Source organism: Aequorivita todarodis (genome assembly GCF_028561335.1).
GTDB lineage: Bacteria > Bacteroidota > Bacteroidia > Flavobacteriales > Flavobacteriaceae > Aequorivita > Aequorivita todarodis.
In genome coordinates, this window is record NZ_JAQQTG010000048.1 from 1 (window position 1) to 15,020 (window position 15,020).

Below are 15,020 nucleotides of genomic sequence, written 5' to 3' on the forward strand. Positions count from 1 at the left end.
CAAACAGGCACCGCCCCAAGTGGGGGTTTTGCGGTCCCACAGCCCAAAAACCGTGTTTTCACCTTTGCGGACATTCCCGGACTTTTTTTGGGATATGCTCTCTTGCCCAACTGGCCCACAACGGTCTTGTGTATGGCTCGTTGCGGAAAATCAGCTATGATTTTCCGCCGAAACCGAAAGATAGCAAATTGCAATGAATTCCGATTAGGAATTCAGCCGCAATGAGCTATACACGTTGTTGCCACACGTTTTTTATTCCGTTGTTTGTTTTTCCAGTATTTTTTCTCTAAACCTTGAGATAAAACCAACAACCTTTCTTTTTTCAGTCGTCCATTTCCCATTATATCTTTTATTACCTTTATCATAATCGTGCTGTAATTCACCACCTAAATCCGCCAGATAAATATCCAAGTCCATTTTAATTGAATGTAGCCAAGGGTCGAATTCATTATTTTGTTGTCTAATCTGTTTTACTAAATCCAAAAGAGTATTTCCAGCTCGTTCCAAACTGTATATACTTGGTGTTTTTAAAAACTCGCCTTCAAATAGCTCTTTTTTAATAGGTTTTAATTTCTCGTCAAAATCCTCAATTGTTATATTCATAGCCTTTCTATTTTATATAGAACAAAGATATGAAAAATATCAATACAATAGTTTTTGCCTATAGCTCTCTTAAAGTTTATTTGTCAAAACTATTTATCCCCTTGATGTGGAAGAGCCACTTTTAAACTGAACTTTATTCGGGACGTTGTTTCGTTAGTCAAATTTTCAGAAGTTGAAGCGCCCAAATTCAGAACTTGAATTTTAAGTCCGCCACCTATTTTGCTGTTTTCTTCATTAGAAGCAGTTACAGCAACGTCAAAATCCACAGTTGTTAAATGTCTTCTGCCATCTTTACCATCCTTTCTCCAAATAGAAGTTGTTTGGTCGTGGTCTTCTATTCGTTCCATTATGACTGGATTTATTATTGCTCCATTCGATTCGGCAAATTCCTTTGTATCATTAACAGACTTAATAATCGATTTCAAGGTTGTGGTAATAAATTGGTCTAATTCCATATGTTTTCTCAAATGTGTGGCAACGTAATTGTGTATGGCTCGTTGCGTAAAATGTCCAACGGACTTTTACGCCGTAACCGAAAGATAGCAAATTGTAATGAATTCCGATTAGGAATTCAGCCGCAATGAGCTATACACGGTGTTAGCCACTGGTTTTATTTTTCTTTTTTATTAATACGTAAATAATATTAATCGGAAAAATAAGCTGTCCGACAATTATAAGCAAGATAATCAGAGTGATAACTAAAGTCAGATTATTATTGAATTCATATTCCATAATTTCAGTCCGATAAAATTTGGTTAAAATCCAGACAATTAAAGTTCCGCCAAAAGTCAGTCCAATGTGAGTCCAATTTAGCCATTTTGATAGTTTTCTATCCGCTTTTATCATAATCCAATATCCAATTCCAATTATTCCAAACAATATTGATATCAGCGTTGTTAAATGTAAATAAGCAATCACATAATATGTGTCGTGAACATTTATGTCCAATACTGCATCACCGCTCAAAATTCCAATTAGCATTATAATTGGAATAGCGAGTAAAAAAATCAGATGTGGTTTATTAGTCAGGAATTTCATTTTCCTTTTTAAGCTGCTTTTTTATTCAATATAATCGTTCACGTCATCTTCAGGAATCCATTCTTTCATTTCTGGCAAAACTCTTTTTTGCATAAATTCAAAAAAATCCAAATGTTCAGATTCGATAATATCCCAACCTTTCACATTTGTCCCGAATGAAGGATGAAAGACTATTATATTTTCTTTTACTTTTCCGTTTACAATTTCAAATCCAACAAAGGTGTCCATATCTTGCCTGCGTCCGAAAGTCAGAACTTCTCGATTCTGCTCGCATTCAATTTTAAATCTTTCGTTGATTGATGAATTAGGATTAATTTCCGTTTCAAAATTCCAAGGAATGAATTGGGTTAAATTCAGTTTTGCAAACCAATTATATGAATTAGGTATTTCGTAGTTCATCTGTTTCTTCAACTTGTGGCTAACGTTTGGTGTATGATTAGGTGCGTGGCTAGCGACTAATTTAGTAAACAAATACGAACCCGAAAAAATTCCGCAGGAATTTTCCAAGTACGCACTAGCCAAAGCAATTAATTATACACGGTGTTGGGCAATCGTTTTTTGTTATTGTAAAAATACTATTATCTTTTTTTAAAAGGATTAAATTATAGCGGACAGAAAGAAACTAAAATAGATTGAATAATAAATAGGATGATAAAAGGTAAAACTAAATAGCCCATAATATCACGTGCTTGTATTTTAATACCCGTCGCCATTATTGGTAATACAAGTAACAAGTAAAAAGGTTGTAATAAATTACTTAAGCTTTCTCCATACGCTACAGATAAAGAGGCTCTTGCAATCATTGCAGTAATTTCTTCTGCAGGTAATCCAACACCTATTTCTTTTACGGCATTAATTATACTTGGGCCTACCACGGCAAATTCACCTCCAGCCGATGGAATTGCAAAATTGGCGATGCCTCCGGTTAAATACGCGAAAAAAGGATAAGAATTCACACTCGCTTGTGATCCTAATATTTGTCCAAGTTTTTCACCTAACCCTGTATATAACATAATACCCATAATGCCAGCATAAAAAGGGTACTGAAATAATATTCCAGAAATATTACTACTTGCTTGCTTCATTGAAATAACATAGCGCATCGGTGTTTTATGCAGAAGTAAACCAAGAATAAGGAATATGAAAATCATGATATTAAAATTCAAATCAAATCCTTTTGTTATAAAATGATAAAAGATATAAACAAAGCCCATTAAAACAATGATCATCTGAAGGATTACGCTATTATTCAACTTGTCAGAATATGATTTAAATGGCAATTTTGAACTTAAAGCCTCTTCTTTTATAGTTTGAGTACTTGAAGATTCTTTAACGATCATTAAATCTGTTATTTCTTTATTATGTGTGTCCCTAGGTCGTAGAAAAAGTAAAATCAATGGTGTTGCAATAAGCAGTGTAATGATCATTGTAATATTTAAGATTGACCCCAAGGTATAAGAGGTTGGAATAACTTCAGTCAATACATCAGATTTAATCAAAAAATTATTTTCTGTATTTAAAAGTAAAGGAATCGAACTTGATAACCCTGAAACCCAACTGCCACTTGAAATATAAACACACGCAATCAAAAAAGGATAGTTAATCCCTTTAACTCGTAATGCCAATTCTCTTGCTAAAACACAGGTAATAACGATCCATCCAAAACTTACAAGGGTTAATAATAAACCGATTAAAACAACTAAAAAGTATACCTGTTTTGGAGAATTAATATGTCGAGCAATGGAATCTATTCCACTTTTAATTATAGGAGACAACGCGATGCTGAATCCAGTAATAATAATTAAAATAATTTGCATCGCAAACCCTAATAAATCAAAAAATCCATCATACCATGAGGTTATGATTTTTATTGGTGTGGTGTCTATCCAAAGAAAAGCTCCAAGAGCGGTTATAAGAGTTAAGAGTATTGCAAAAACAAATGCATTTGGCATATATTTTAAAAATAGATGCGTTAGTTTTTTTCCAAGTTTTTCAATCATATTTAACTTATAAATGGTGCCCAACGTGTTTGTATAAGGAAAGTTGCGTGTTTGTGTGCGAGGATTTTCCGAAGGAAAATCAGAAGCTAGCAAACGAGCAATTAACTTTGGTTTAGCTAAAACTAGCAATTTTTTTTATACGGTGTTAGCCACTGGCTTTTTTTTTCGTTAATACTCTAATTCAATTCCATATTCACTGGCTTTTGAAGATAAAGATATTACTTTCTCGTTATATTTATCTTCCATTCCAAGTTCAGAAATTCCATTTATTGCATTGTCAAACATTTTTTCTAATGCTATATAATAATTCTCATCCCAATATCCAAAATCCTCAATAATTTCTAGGCAACAGCTTACATAATGTAATTCCAATTCAATATTGAGTTCTGTGATATTCATTTTGCGAACTGTGCGAATTATTTTTCGAGCCTCAGTCTCACGTAAATCCATATTTCTCCCATTTGGATAAATATATCTTTCGATTTCTTTTTTATATTTTTCAGTTAGCTGTTCAATATCACCTGTGGTGAATATGTTCAAGTAGTTTTTTGCATCAGGAATTTTTTTATACATCTCTAAAATCAGTTTAATGATTTCAGTTTTGTTCATTTGATTTAATTCCTTTTTCAATTCTCTAAGTGCCATATTTAGCTCTAATGTTGTTGTTTTTCCCAGCTTGTGGCTAACATGTTTATAAACAACATGGCAATTGCGTTTATACCGCACATGTACACCATGCTATTTCAGTTTGTTTTTATCAAATGTAACCGATTCGTACAACGTATCCAAAGGACTCTTTAATGTTTTGTTGTTTATGCCCAAAACGCGTGTGTAAACCTCCGTGGTTTTGGTACTGGCATGGCCCAGCGCGCTTTGTATATACCGAATGTTAACACCCCGCTCCATCAAATGGGTCGCGAAACTGTGGCGTAGCGTATGTGGCGTACTCCAAGGGTTGCAATTGGTGGCCTTTACCGCGGTTCTAAATATTTGCTGAATGCTCGTGGCGCTATATTGGCCGCCATCTTGTCCCTCAAAGAGCCAATAACTGGGCTTGTGCTGTTTATAATAGGTTCGCAAGAGTTCCAAAAGCAGCGGACTCAAAACGGTATGCCGGTCTCGTTTGCCTTTGCTGTCTTTTATGAATATGTAGCCGTCCTCGCTCCTAATGTCTTTAACGCGGAGCCTTATTACTTCGCCAATCCGCAACCCTCCCCCGTAAATTACGTGCAGGATGGCCTTGTGTTTTATGTTGCTGGGATGGTTTATGATCAGCCGCACCTCTTCCACGCTCAGGACGTTGGGGAGGTCCTTGCTCTTTTTGGGGCGGGTAATGTTGTAGTATTCCCTCGGCATGCCCAGTGTGTGCTCATAATAGCACTTAATAGCATTGATGACCATATTCTGTTGCCGATCGCTTATTTTATATTTGGTGATAAGGTGAAAAACATAACCCTCAATTTGTTCTTTGGTGATGGTTCTTAAATCTGCGGTTTCAAAATATTTAAAAAACTGCAGCAAACAGCTTTGATAGCTTCGGATGGTGCTGTTGCTATACCCTTTTAAAATCATTTTCTGGTTGCAGCTGTCCAGGGCTTCCTGTATTTTTTTGGAAGGGATAATCTCCGGCATTTTTGCAGGGGTTGCCTCATTTTCCACAATCAGCTTTTTTCCAAAGAGCCGCTGCAATATTTTTATGTTTTCTTCGGTATTTACTATGCTCCACAGCTTTTGGTGATAATGGTAAAAGGTGCTGTCCAGTTTTTTAAAGGCTTCCCGTTCGGCCTTCAGCATATAAGGAATTTTAACCTTTATGCGTCCCGCATTGTTGCGCGGCCAATAGAGAATTATCGAGAGGTTTTCCGTGGTGTTCATTGCTGAAACGTTTTGAGCTATTCCCAAAATTAATCAAAATATTGACCCAAAAGAGGACCTGATATTGCAATAAAAGTGTTTATCCGTTAGGAACGAATAGTGTATATTTGTAGGTATAGCTTAAAACCAATGGACAGGAAATGCAAAATATGCGAAAAACCATTAAAAGGGCGTTCAGATAAAATTTTCTGTTCCACCTACTGCAAAAACCAATACCACAAACACCTTCGGTATGCCGCAAAAAAGGCGGCCATTGAAATAAATGGTTACCTAAAGCGCAACTATTCCATCTTATCCGAATTGTTGGGAAATAATAAAATGCAAATCAAGGTATATAGAAACGTACTCGAAAAAAAGAAATTCCGTTTTATGTATCATACCCATTTCCACATCAACTCCCAAAACAAAATGTTCCACTATATTTATGATTTGGCCTGGATGAAATTTTCAGATGACGAAATCCTCATTGTCAAAAAAAGAAAGTAATATAAAACTGAAAATTCACAGATTCAAAGACACATCACCCTTTTTTACTTCCTTTTTGAAAACCATGCCTCTCGGTATGACACCATTGTATAACTAATTCTCGCCGATGAAGCCGTTGGCGTACCTTGTTTGGCTGCCTTTTTGTCGTTTACGGGCTTGCGCGGCTACTGCTTTTTTTAAATTCCAAATTCCAAGAAATCCAAACCTGCCTGTCGTACCTCTGGCAGGCAGGTTCCAAGATCCAAACCATTCAAAAAATACGGTTCCCCTCTTTCCCTCATCCAAACCCTCCATTCCCTCATTCCTTATTTTGCAGTTCTGTTATGTGCGGTAGTTTTACTTTAAGTTTAACACTAAAACCATATATTATGAAGACACTTTTCACACTTTTAGCAATAGCGTTGTTGGGCCTCCAACTGAACGCACAGACCGTTACCATCAGCGGTACGGTAACCGATGACACACAGCTTCCGTTGCCGGGAGCGAACGTAATAATTAAGGGAACAAGCACCGGCACCCAGACGGATTTTGATGGCCGCTATACTATTGAGGCCCAGATTGGGCAGATTCTGACTTATTCGTATGTGGGTTTCGACACCAAGGAAGTAAAGATTAAAAAGGCTGGGGAAATTAACGTATCCCTTAGTGCCGCTGCGGTTTTGGAAGAAGTTGTGGTTACTGGTTATTCCGGTGAAAATGATGCTATTCGCAAAGCGATGGGTTATGGGGTTCGAAGAAATACTTATACACCCCAAAATAAGAATAGGGAGGCTAAATTGGTTATTCGCGGAACCTCTTCATTACCTGGATCCCGAGGTTATACCAATAATAACCTTGTTTCCGAAAACGAATCTTACGGCCGAATCGAGGAAAACATCTTTAAGAGCGTTACCACCGCACCGCTTTCCACATTTTCAATAGATGTTGATAAAGCGGGTTACAGCAACATTCGCCGAATGCTCAACAATGGGCAGAAAGTGCCGGAAGACGCTGTAAAGATTGAGGAAATGGTAAACTATTTTGCCTATGACTATCCACAACCCAAAGGCGATGACCCTTTTTCCATAACCGCAGATGTGGTAAATTCCCCATGGAATGCCGATGCCAAGTTGGTCCGAATCGGTTTAAAAGGAAAAGATATTTCTTTGGAAAAGGTGCCGCCATCAAACTTGGTGTTCCTATTGGATGTTTCCGGCTCGATGGATTCGCCAAACAAATTGCCTTTGCTAAAATCGGCACTGAATGTTTTGGTGGACAAATTGCGCGAAAAGGACAAAGTGGCCATCGTGGTCTATGCCGGCGCAGCGGGACTGGTGCTGCCACCAACTTCGGGAGCAGAGAAGGCTATTATTCGCCAAGCTATTGACAATCTGAGTGCGGGCGGTTCTACGGCTGGCGGAGCGGGGATTGAACTTGCCTATAAAATTGCAACAGAAAATTTCAGCAAAGGAGGTAATAATCGCGTAATTCTTGCAACAGATGGCGATTTTAATGTTGGCAATTCCAGCGACCGTTCCATGGAAAACTTAATTGAAGAAAAGCGCAAAAGCGGCGTATTCCTAACCTGTTTAGGTTTCGGAATGGGGAATTACAAAGACAGCAAACTGGAAACCTTAGCCGATAAAGGCAATGGAAATCACGCTTATATTGATACGATGCAAGAAGCGCAGAAAGTGCTGGGTACAGAGTTTTTCGGAACGCTTTACACAATTGCAAAAGATGTGAAAATTCAAGTAGAATTCAACCCTGCAAAAGTACAGGCTTACCGGTTGATTGGCTACGAAAACCGTCTGCTGAACGATGAGGATTTTAAAGACGACACCAAAGATGCAGGCGAATTGGGAAGCGGCCACACCGTGACTGCTTTATATGAAATAATCCCCGTGGGAGTAAAAAGCAAGTATCTGAAAGACATCGATAATCTGAAATATACAAAACAGATTACGGGAAATTACACAGATGAAATGCTTACCGTAAAATTCCGCTACAAAGAACCTGATGGCGATGTAAGCAAACTGATTGTAAAAACTGTGAAAGATGAAAACAGCGCTATAGAAAGTGCTTCGGAAGATTTAAAGTTTTCAGCTGCGGTGGCACTCTTCGGGATGCAGCTTCGCAATTCGGAGTTTATTAACACCAAAAAGAAGGCAGACGTAATTGCTTTGGCCGAAGCAGGCAAGGGAACCGATAAGGACGGCTACCGCGCCGAGTTTATCCGCTTGGTGAAAAGCAGTAAATAATTCTAAACTACAGTTTTGTGAGGTGGTTTGGTTTTTTGATGGAAAGGGCGCGCGAGCGCTCTTTCTTTTTTAATAATTCACATAAACCCAGCCAATAACAGCCTCGGGATATTTGGGGTCGTTTAAAACCAAAACATAATAATATGTACCCACGGGAACGGGGCTTCCGGTAAAGAGTAACCCTTTTGTAGCCACCCCATCCCAAAAACCATCGGCGTTGTGGGCGGTATGGATTAGGTTTCCTTCGCGGGAGTAAATATTCAACTCAAAATTTTCGTAAATGTTGAGGAGGTTGCTGATTTCAAATGTATCATTAATGCCATCGCCATTGGGCGAAAAGCCTTGGGGGATAAAAGGCGCGCAATTTTCCGTAGTCAATAAGAAGGAAGCAGTGGCAAAGCATATTTCGTTTTCCAAACGCACATAAATAGTTTGCGGATCTGTACTGTTTTGATATTCGGAAGGATTGCCAATAGGGTTTGTGTTTTGCAAAGCATCTTCAGGAGTTGTGAAATACTGAACCACATCATCGGGCCCTGTTCTAATCAATTCATCCTGTTGGGTCAAGTCGAAAATCGCCGTGTCAAAACCTGTGTCGCACTCCAATAAATCCGGCAAACTGGGGATGGGCGGGATACTTTCAAAAGAAATGGTTTGCGTAAAACTGTTATTGTCTTCCCTAAGTTCTTCCACTGCACCATTGCCGTTGCCGTCATCGTCCACCACGGCGGTGATTGAAAATGTGTTGGGTAAATTATCGGGAAGCAGCATTTCCACTTCGCCATTTTCGCTGCCATCAATGGGGATTTCCTGCTGTGTTTGGGAAAGTGCGAGCAACACACCTTCCGCATAAAAAGCCACCGAAGTATTGGCCGGCAAAGGCCCCGTGGCTTCTAAATTATAAACGGTAAATGGAAGCAATAATGCCCTATCGCGGCAAGCGGACACTTCCGGAATGGCAATAGTAGCGTCGGGCAGTGGGCAGGGGAGCACTTCCACCGTAAAACTATCAACCAAAAAACAGTCTGGATTGGAAACCCGGATGTAAATGGTCTGCGGGTTTTCGGTATTCTGAAAATTTTCGGGATTGACGATTGGGCTCACATTATTTTCGGCATCCGCTTCCGAAAGGTGAAAACTCAATTCATAAATAGGGTCTATTTGTGAAGTGGCTTCGGTTAAATCGAAATACTCTTCGCCAAAAACATCGCAGGTTTCCAGATTGCGCAGCCCCGTGATTACAGGGTTTAACAATAAATGAATAGGCGCTTCGTCTTCATTATTGTCTTCGTTGGTTTCATTGACAATCCCCGTACCGTTGCCGGTATCGTCCACTACCGCTTTCAGAATAAAATCTGCTTCAATATTGTTGGGAACCGTGAACGTAATGCTTCCGTTTTCCTGTCCGTCAATGGGAATTACGGCCACGGTTGCACTTTGGGCCACCAGCGTTTCATCTGCATAAAAAGCGATGGGCGTTCCTGCCGGAAGCACATCGGTGCTGTTGAGGTTGTAAACCGTGTAATCCAGCGTTAGTTCGCGATTGCCGCATTCGGTACCGCCGATAATATTGTCTATGGAAATGGTGGCATCGGGCAACTCCGTGTTTAAAACGGTAATAATATTGTTTACCATCACAAAATCCTGGCCGCTGGTAAGTTGGATGTTGGCCGAAGTATCGCCCGGGTTTATAAAATTTGAAATAGGATACACGTCAATATCCATATTGTAAAGCACATCGCTACCGGTAAAACTGTTGGTACCGTTAAAGGCGTTGTCCGCGGGGTTTAGCGGCGGATTGCTAAGAATATTTCCATTGATGCGAAGGGTTTCGTTTACGGCAATGCCCCGATCGCCTTCCCAAGCCAGGAAGCCAATCTTTGCGCCTTGGGTGTCCAAAACCATCAAATTGTTTAACGTTATATCGAGTGTTTGGTTGTTTCGGGAAACGCTTTCCAAACCATCAAAAACATTTACTTGGTTGTTGGGAAGGGTAGGGTCCTCATAAACAATCGTAACCGCCCAGCCCCCAAAGTTGGTACCCGAGCCCGGCGGACTGCAATATGCTGGAATTATAAGAGTAAGGTCCAAATCGGAAAGCGTATAGTTGCCATTGCCCGTAGTCTGGATCTGTTCGGTAACATCGGCAAAGGCTGAAAAATAGATATAGTCCTGTCCACCCGTATTGTAGGTAACATTGAATGTACGTTCCGCGGTGATGGGAACTTGGTTAAAAGTAACATTGAAATCGCCCGGTCCCGAACCGGCCCAATACAGATAAGCTGCCACCACTTCCTGGTTTGGCTGTAGTTGAAAATCGGCACTGCTGCTTGTGAGGATGAAGCACTGTCCGCCTTGGCCGTTCTCCTCAACGTTTAAGGTATTTCCGAAAGCGGTATAATCGTAGTGCCCATTAAACTGTTTGTACAATGAAATATCCTGTGAAAAAACCACAACGGAAAGCAAAAGAAAAGGTATGAAAAAATAACGTTTCAAAAGAAAAACCCAGGTTGATTGTTTGCTAAATATAGGAAAAAAATGACGCTATATTGTTTTTTAAAGGTAGGTATTTAGTATCCAAAACTCTTTGTGCTCCTTTGCGTTTTCTTTGTGAAACTTTGTGGTATAACTATTCCACAGAGGACCGCAAAGAGCCACAGAGTTGCACAAAGAAAAAAATAACAAAATATTTTCTAAATATTAAGTAACTAGAAGTTATGTTTTTATAAGTCTCTTTTCTTTAAAATTGCATAAGACCAATAAATAAAAAGTGAGGTCCAAATTAAGACAATCAATACGTTGAGCCAAGTAACGTGATAGTCTTTCGTGAAATTTTCACCCAATTGGTTTGCGGCAGATTGTATCGCGCCCAAACGGCTCAGCGGTTCCTTGATGAGGTTTGCCATGGCGTTCAGCGGAAAGAATAGCGAAATAGTATCGGCTATTTCGGTGTCCTTAAAAAATTGCCATTTCATCAAGCCGTACAGCAGCCATTCAATAACCTGCCATACAATTAAGAACCCGAGCGCAAAGGCAGAACGTTTCACCAAAACGCCGAGAAAAAGACAGAAGGAGAAGAAGGCTACGAGTTTTATAAAATAGGCCGCAATGTATTCCATATCGCTAAACATGATGCCTATTTCAGTGTAATCCGAAAAAGCCAGCCCGAGGATAAGGGATACCAAAAAAATAAAAACGGTGGAAATTACGGCAAAAAGCAATACCGTTAAAAACTTTGAAAGCACAAACTCTTTCTTGCTCAACCCATCAATTAAATTCTGTTTTAGGGTGCGGTAACTGTACTCGTTGCTCATCATAGAGACAATTACAATAGCCAAAAACAGTTTTAAAATTGCCGCCACATACGTGTTGAAATGCCAGATATACGGAAAATTGAAAATTCCTTGGTCCGCCACCCGAAAGTGAAAGTCACCAAAATTGAATTCGATGGAAGCAATCAAGGCGATGAAAGTGATAAGCACAAAATAAATAATGGAAATAACCTTTGCCGAACGGTTATAGCGCAGTTTTTGGAGTTCTATATTTAATAATCGTAGCATCGGGTGGTCAATTTTGTTTGGTAAGTTCAAGGAATTGTTCTTCAAGGCTTTCCTTGCGTTTCACAAGGTGGCTCAGGGTGATGCCTTTTTCAAAAAGCAGTTTGTTCACTTCCGAAGCGTCCATTGGATTGATGAGGTAAGCGATGATAAACTCGCCCTCGTGTTTTACGGTGCCAAAGGCCGTGTTTCCTTCCAAAGCTTTTTGCAACTTTTCCATATCGTTGCTCTGCATTGTTAAAAAACCGTGACTGGCGTTCATCCCGTCCACGCTGCCAGAATAGAGACTTACCCCTTTCCGAAGAATTACCACGTGCGTACAAACCTTTTCAACCTCGTCCAATAAATGCGAAGCCAATAAAATAGTTGTTCCCTGGGAGGCGATTACTTTTATAATTTCCCGAATTTGGTGGATTCCCTGCGGGTCCAAGCCGTTTGTGGGTTCGTCGAGAATCAATATTTCGGGGTCGTTCAGCAGTGCCGAAGCGATTGCCAAACGTTGTTTCATCCCTAAGGAAAAGGTGCTGAACTTGCTGTCCTTTCTATCCAAAAGTCCTACGAGCTTTAGTTTTTCAGAAATCTTTTCTTCCGAAACTTCCTTTATTTTACACACCAGTTGCAGGTTTTGCACGGCGGTCATATACGGGTAAAAGTTGGGGCGCTCAATGATGGCGCCCACTTTTTTTAAGGCATTGTGCGTATCGATGTTGCCATCAAACCATTTAAAGTCGCCAGCGGTTTTGTTTACCACATTAAGCACAATGCCCAACGTAGTACTTTTACCGCTACCGTTTGGGCCGAGAATGCCGTAAACGTTGCCTTTTTCAATGGAAAAGGAAAGATTATCCACGGCAGTTAACGCGCCAAATTTTTTGGTGAGGTTGTTTATGGTGAGAATGTTTTCCACGGAATTGTTTTTGGTCCCGATAGTTATGGGTGGTTGTTTGTATGACGAATGGGTTGGGGAATTGTTACAAATTTGTGATTTGGGATTCGCGGAGTGAGTGGATGTGCTGGAAGGTTTTACCGAAGATTATGTCAGCATTTGGCTCTTTACGGGATAGTCCCTAAAATGCGGACTGCGATTTTTTACCCAATCGATTTCCAGCCTTCTCGATGTCGTTGAATTTTATTTTGGATTTTATAACTTCTAAAACTTCCTTTCTAAAACGCAATTTGTCAAGAACATCAATAATTTCAAGTTTCTGGGATTTGTCTTTTACAATGTCCAATTCTAAATATTTCTCTAACAATGAAATGATTTCATCAACCATTTCTTCCTTTTTGTCAACCGTTGAAATTTTTTTGTAGTCTTTTTTGATATTAGTAAAATTAAAAATTGAAAAAATAACTTGATGTAAATTTTCATCTTCAATTTTTGTCTTCTCTATGTATTTATCTATTGCAGTCATCGTTACACCTCTTGTAATGTTATTAACGTTTTGGCATTCTCTTTTCTTACATCTAAAACATAGAACACAGTGTTTGCCTTAAATAAGATTTCCTTTTCGTTTTGCCCACTTTCAATTCCAAATTTAGCAATCTTTTGAATGTCTTTTCCTTTTTTTGATTGAATTCTGAACAATACATTATGATTAAACTGCATAGCGATTAACCGAGAGGAGCTACAAGATAAGAAAGAATGTTCAATTATCTTATTTGAAGATTCAAATGCGTCGATATATTTTTTCAGTTCATTTGGTTTTAAGTGTACTGCACGAAAACATAATTTTCTATAATTAGGCAATTTATCTAAACTAATGTCAAGTAGCTTGCCGAAATCATTCAATCTCCCGTTGTTAATTCGAAGATACTGATTCACAAACTCATATTCATCATCGGAATATTTATAGATTAGTGCTTTCTCGGCATTGGATAATTCGGGAATTTCATTCTTTCGAAAAGTTGATAAAATTTCTCCCAGGATTTCTGGCAGGTATTTTTCAACATATTTCTCCATTTCGTCCATTATAGGCGCTGTGCATTAGCTTGAATATTCTTATTGAATACACTTATTGCATTTATTTCCAATTATTTCTCTAATTCCAAATATACAAATTTACCCTTTCCAAAATCCTTCAACATACTTCCCTAATCCCTAATCCCTAATCCCGAATCCCGAAAAATCACACTATTTCACTACTTTTGCATTTCATTTAAAAAACAAAGCAATGAAAGACGGAATCTACGCAAAAATAACGACCGAAAAAGGAGAAATCCTTATAAAACTTACGCACGATAAAACCCCGGGAACGGTTGGAAACTTTGTGGCCTTGGCTGAAGGAAACTTGGAAAATTCAGCAAAACCACAGGGAACGCCTTATTACGACGGCTTAAAATTTCACCGTGTAATCCCAGATTTTATGATTCAGGGCGGCGACCCAAAGGGTACGGGTTCCGGCGGACCGGGTTACGCTTTTGAGGATGAATTCCATCAAGACCTTCGCCACGATACTCCGGGCGTGCTTTCTATGGCAAACGCCGGGCCAGCGAGCAACGGCAGCCAGTTTTTTATAACGCACGTTGCCACGCCGTGGTTGGACAACAAGCACACCGTTTTTGGAAATGTAGTGGAAGGGCAGGATGTTGTGGATAGCATTGCGCAGGGCGATACGATGCAAAAAGTAGAAATAATCCGCGTGGGCGAGGAAGCCAAAAACTGGAACGCTGTGGAAGCTTTCAGAAAATTTACGGGCGAAAGGGAACAGCGAATTGCCGCAAAAAAAGCAAAAGAGGAAGCAGAGCTTAAGAAAGTTTCAGAAGGTTTTGATAGAACCGATAGCGGACTTCTTTACAAAATAATCCAAAAAGGAAACGGTAAAAAAGCTGAAAAGGGAAAAACGGTTTCCGTGCATTACAAAGGCGCTTTAACTGATGGAACCGAGTTTGATTCATCATACAAAAGAAAGCAACCCATCGACTTTCAACTGGGGGTTGGGCAAGTAATAGCTGGGTGGGATGAAGGCATCCAATTATTGCAAGTAGGCGATAAGGCCCGTTTTGTAATTCCTTCGCATCTTGCCTATGGCGAGCGCGGCGCTGGCGGGGTTATTCCTCCAAGTGCTACCTTAATTTTTGATGTGGAATTGATGGACGTGAAGTAGGCCCCCTAGCCCCCAAAGGGGGAACTCGTACATAGGCGGCTTCTGCTCCGCCACCGGACGACCCGAAAGGTACATTTATGGAATCTTAATAATCAAGTCCATAGATATTTTTTTTCA

Annotated in this window: 16 protein-coding genes; 4 read left to right on the forward strand and 12 right to left on the reverse strand. The window is 39.6% G+C overall.

Annotation, left to right across the window (positions count from 1 at the left end; all coding sequences use genetic code 11):
* The coding region (locus tag POV26_RS12990; RefSeq protein ID WP_272856902.1) for a hypothetical protein at positions 1-225 on the forward strand (225 nt) is incomplete at its 5' end.
* Between the two features lie 27 nt (positions 226-252).
* Here the strand turns inward: POV26_RS12990 and POV26_RS12995 are convergent.
* From POV26_RS12995 to POV26_RS13025, 7 genes are all read right to left on the reverse strand, one after another.
* Positions 253-603: a hypothetical protein gene (locus POV26_RS12995; RefSeq protein WP_272856903.1), complete on the reverse strand. Its 351-nt coding sequence runs from the start codon at positions 601-603 to the stop codon at positions 253-255.
* Positions 604-692: 89 nt separating this feature from the next.
* Complete coding sequence (locus tag POV26_RS13000; protein ID WP_272856904.1) at positions 693-1,058, reverse strand: hypothetical protein; 366 nt, start codon at positions 1,056-1,058, stop codon at positions 693-695.
* Between the two features lie 142 nt (positions 1,059-1,200).
* The gene (locus POV26_RS13005) at positions 1,201-1,641 is read right to left on the reverse strand and encodes a cbb3-type cytochrome c oxidase subunit I (RefSeq protein ID WP_272856905.1); all 441 of its coding nucleotides are present in this window, start codon (positions 1,639-1,641) and stop codon (positions 1,201-1,203) included.
* A 21-nt stretch (positions 1,642-1,662) separates the two neighbouring features.
* Entirely contained in the window at positions 1,663-2,040 is a 378-nt protein-coding gene (locus POV26_RS13010; protein WP_272856906.1) for a hypothetical protein, read from the reverse strand.
* 203 nt (positions 2,041-2,243) lie between these two features.
* Positions 2,244-3,770 carry a short-chain fatty acid transporter gene (locus POV26_RS13015; protein ID WP_272856907.1) on the reverse strand — a complete coding sequence of 509 codons (1,527 nt, stop codon included), beginning with the start codon at positions 3,768-3,770 and terminating at the stop codon, positions 2,244-2,246.
* 39 nt (positions 3,771-3,809) lie between these two features.
* Positions 3,810-4,286, reverse strand: a complete 477-nt coding sequence (locus tag POV26_RS13020) for a DUF6155 family protein (RefSeq protein ID WP_272856908.1) — start codon at positions 4,284-4,286, stop codon at positions 3,810-3,812.
* A 93-nt stretch (positions 4,287-4,379) separates the two neighbouring features.
* Complete coding sequence (locus tag POV26_RS13025; RefSeq protein WP_272856909.1) at positions 4,380-5,516, reverse strand: tyrosine-type recombinase/integrase; 1,137 nt, start codon at positions 5,514-5,516, stop codon at positions 4,380-4,382.
* 129 nt (positions 5,517-5,645) lie between these two features.
* Here POV26_RS13025 and POV26_RS13030 point away from each other — a divergent pair, with 129 nt between their 5' ends.
* Positions 5,646-6,002 carry a hypothetical protein gene (locus POV26_RS13030; protein ID WP_272856910.1) on the forward strand — a complete coding sequence of 119 codons (357 nt, stop codon included), beginning with the start codon at positions 5,646-5,648 and terminating at the stop codon, positions 6,000-6,002.
* A 368-nt stretch (positions 6,003-6,370) separates the two neighbouring features.
* Positions 6,371-8,242, forward strand: a complete 1,872-nt coding sequence (locus tag POV26_RS13035; protein WP_272856911.1) for a vWA domain-containing protein — start codon at positions 6,371-6,373, stop codon at positions 8,240-8,242.
* 69 nt (positions 8,243-8,311) lie between these two features.
* On the opposite strand, the gene POV26_RS13040 is transcribed toward POV26_RS13035, so the two are convergent.
* The 5 genes from POV26_RS13040 to POV26_RS13060 form a co-directional block, all read right to left on the reverse strand.
* Positions 8,312-10,738 carry a T9SS type B sorting domain-containing protein gene (locus POV26_RS13040; protein ID WP_272856912.1) on the reverse strand — a complete coding sequence of 809 codons (2,427 nt, stop codon included), beginning with the start codon at positions 10,736-10,738 and terminating at the stop codon, positions 8,312-8,314.
* A 227-nt stretch (positions 10,739-10,965) separates the two neighbouring features.
* On the reverse strand, positions 10,966-11,802 hold the full coding sequence (locus tag POV26_RS13045) for an ABC transporter permease (RefSeq protein ID WP_272856913.1): 837 nt from the start codon (positions 11,800-11,802) through the stop codon (positions 10,966-10,968).
* A gap of 7 nt (positions 11,803-11,809) precedes the next feature.
* Positions 11,810-12,706 carry an ABC transporter ATP-binding protein gene (locus tag POV26_RS13050; protein WP_272856914.1) on the reverse strand — a complete coding sequence of 299 codons (897 nt, stop codon included), beginning with the start codon at positions 12,704-12,706 and terminating at the stop codon, positions 11,810-11,812.
* 160 nt (positions 12,707-12,866) lie between these two features.
* The gene (locus POV26_RS13055; RefSeq protein WP_272856915.1) at positions 12,867-13,211 is read right to left on the reverse strand and encodes a hypothetical protein; all 345 of its coding nucleotides are present in this window, start codon (positions 13,209-13,211) and stop codon (positions 12,867-12,869) included.
* A 2-nt stretch (positions 13,212-13,213) separates the two neighbouring features.
* Positions 13,214-13,768, reverse strand: coding sequence for an ADP-ribosyltransferase (locus tag POV26_RS13060; RefSeq protein ID WP_272856916.1), 555 nt, complete (start codon positions 13,766-13,768; stop codon positions 13,214-13,216).
* A gap of 202 nt (positions 13,769-13,970) precedes the next feature.
* Here POV26_RS13060 and POV26_RS13065 point away from each other — a divergent pair, with 202 nt between their 5' ends.
* A complete protein-coding gene (locus POV26_RS13065; protein ID WP_272856917.1) occupies positions 13,971-14,903 on the forward strand; it encodes a peptidylprolyl isomerase in 933 nt (310 codons plus the stop codon).
* The last annotated feature ends 117 nt before the right edge of the window (positions 14,904-15,020 follow it).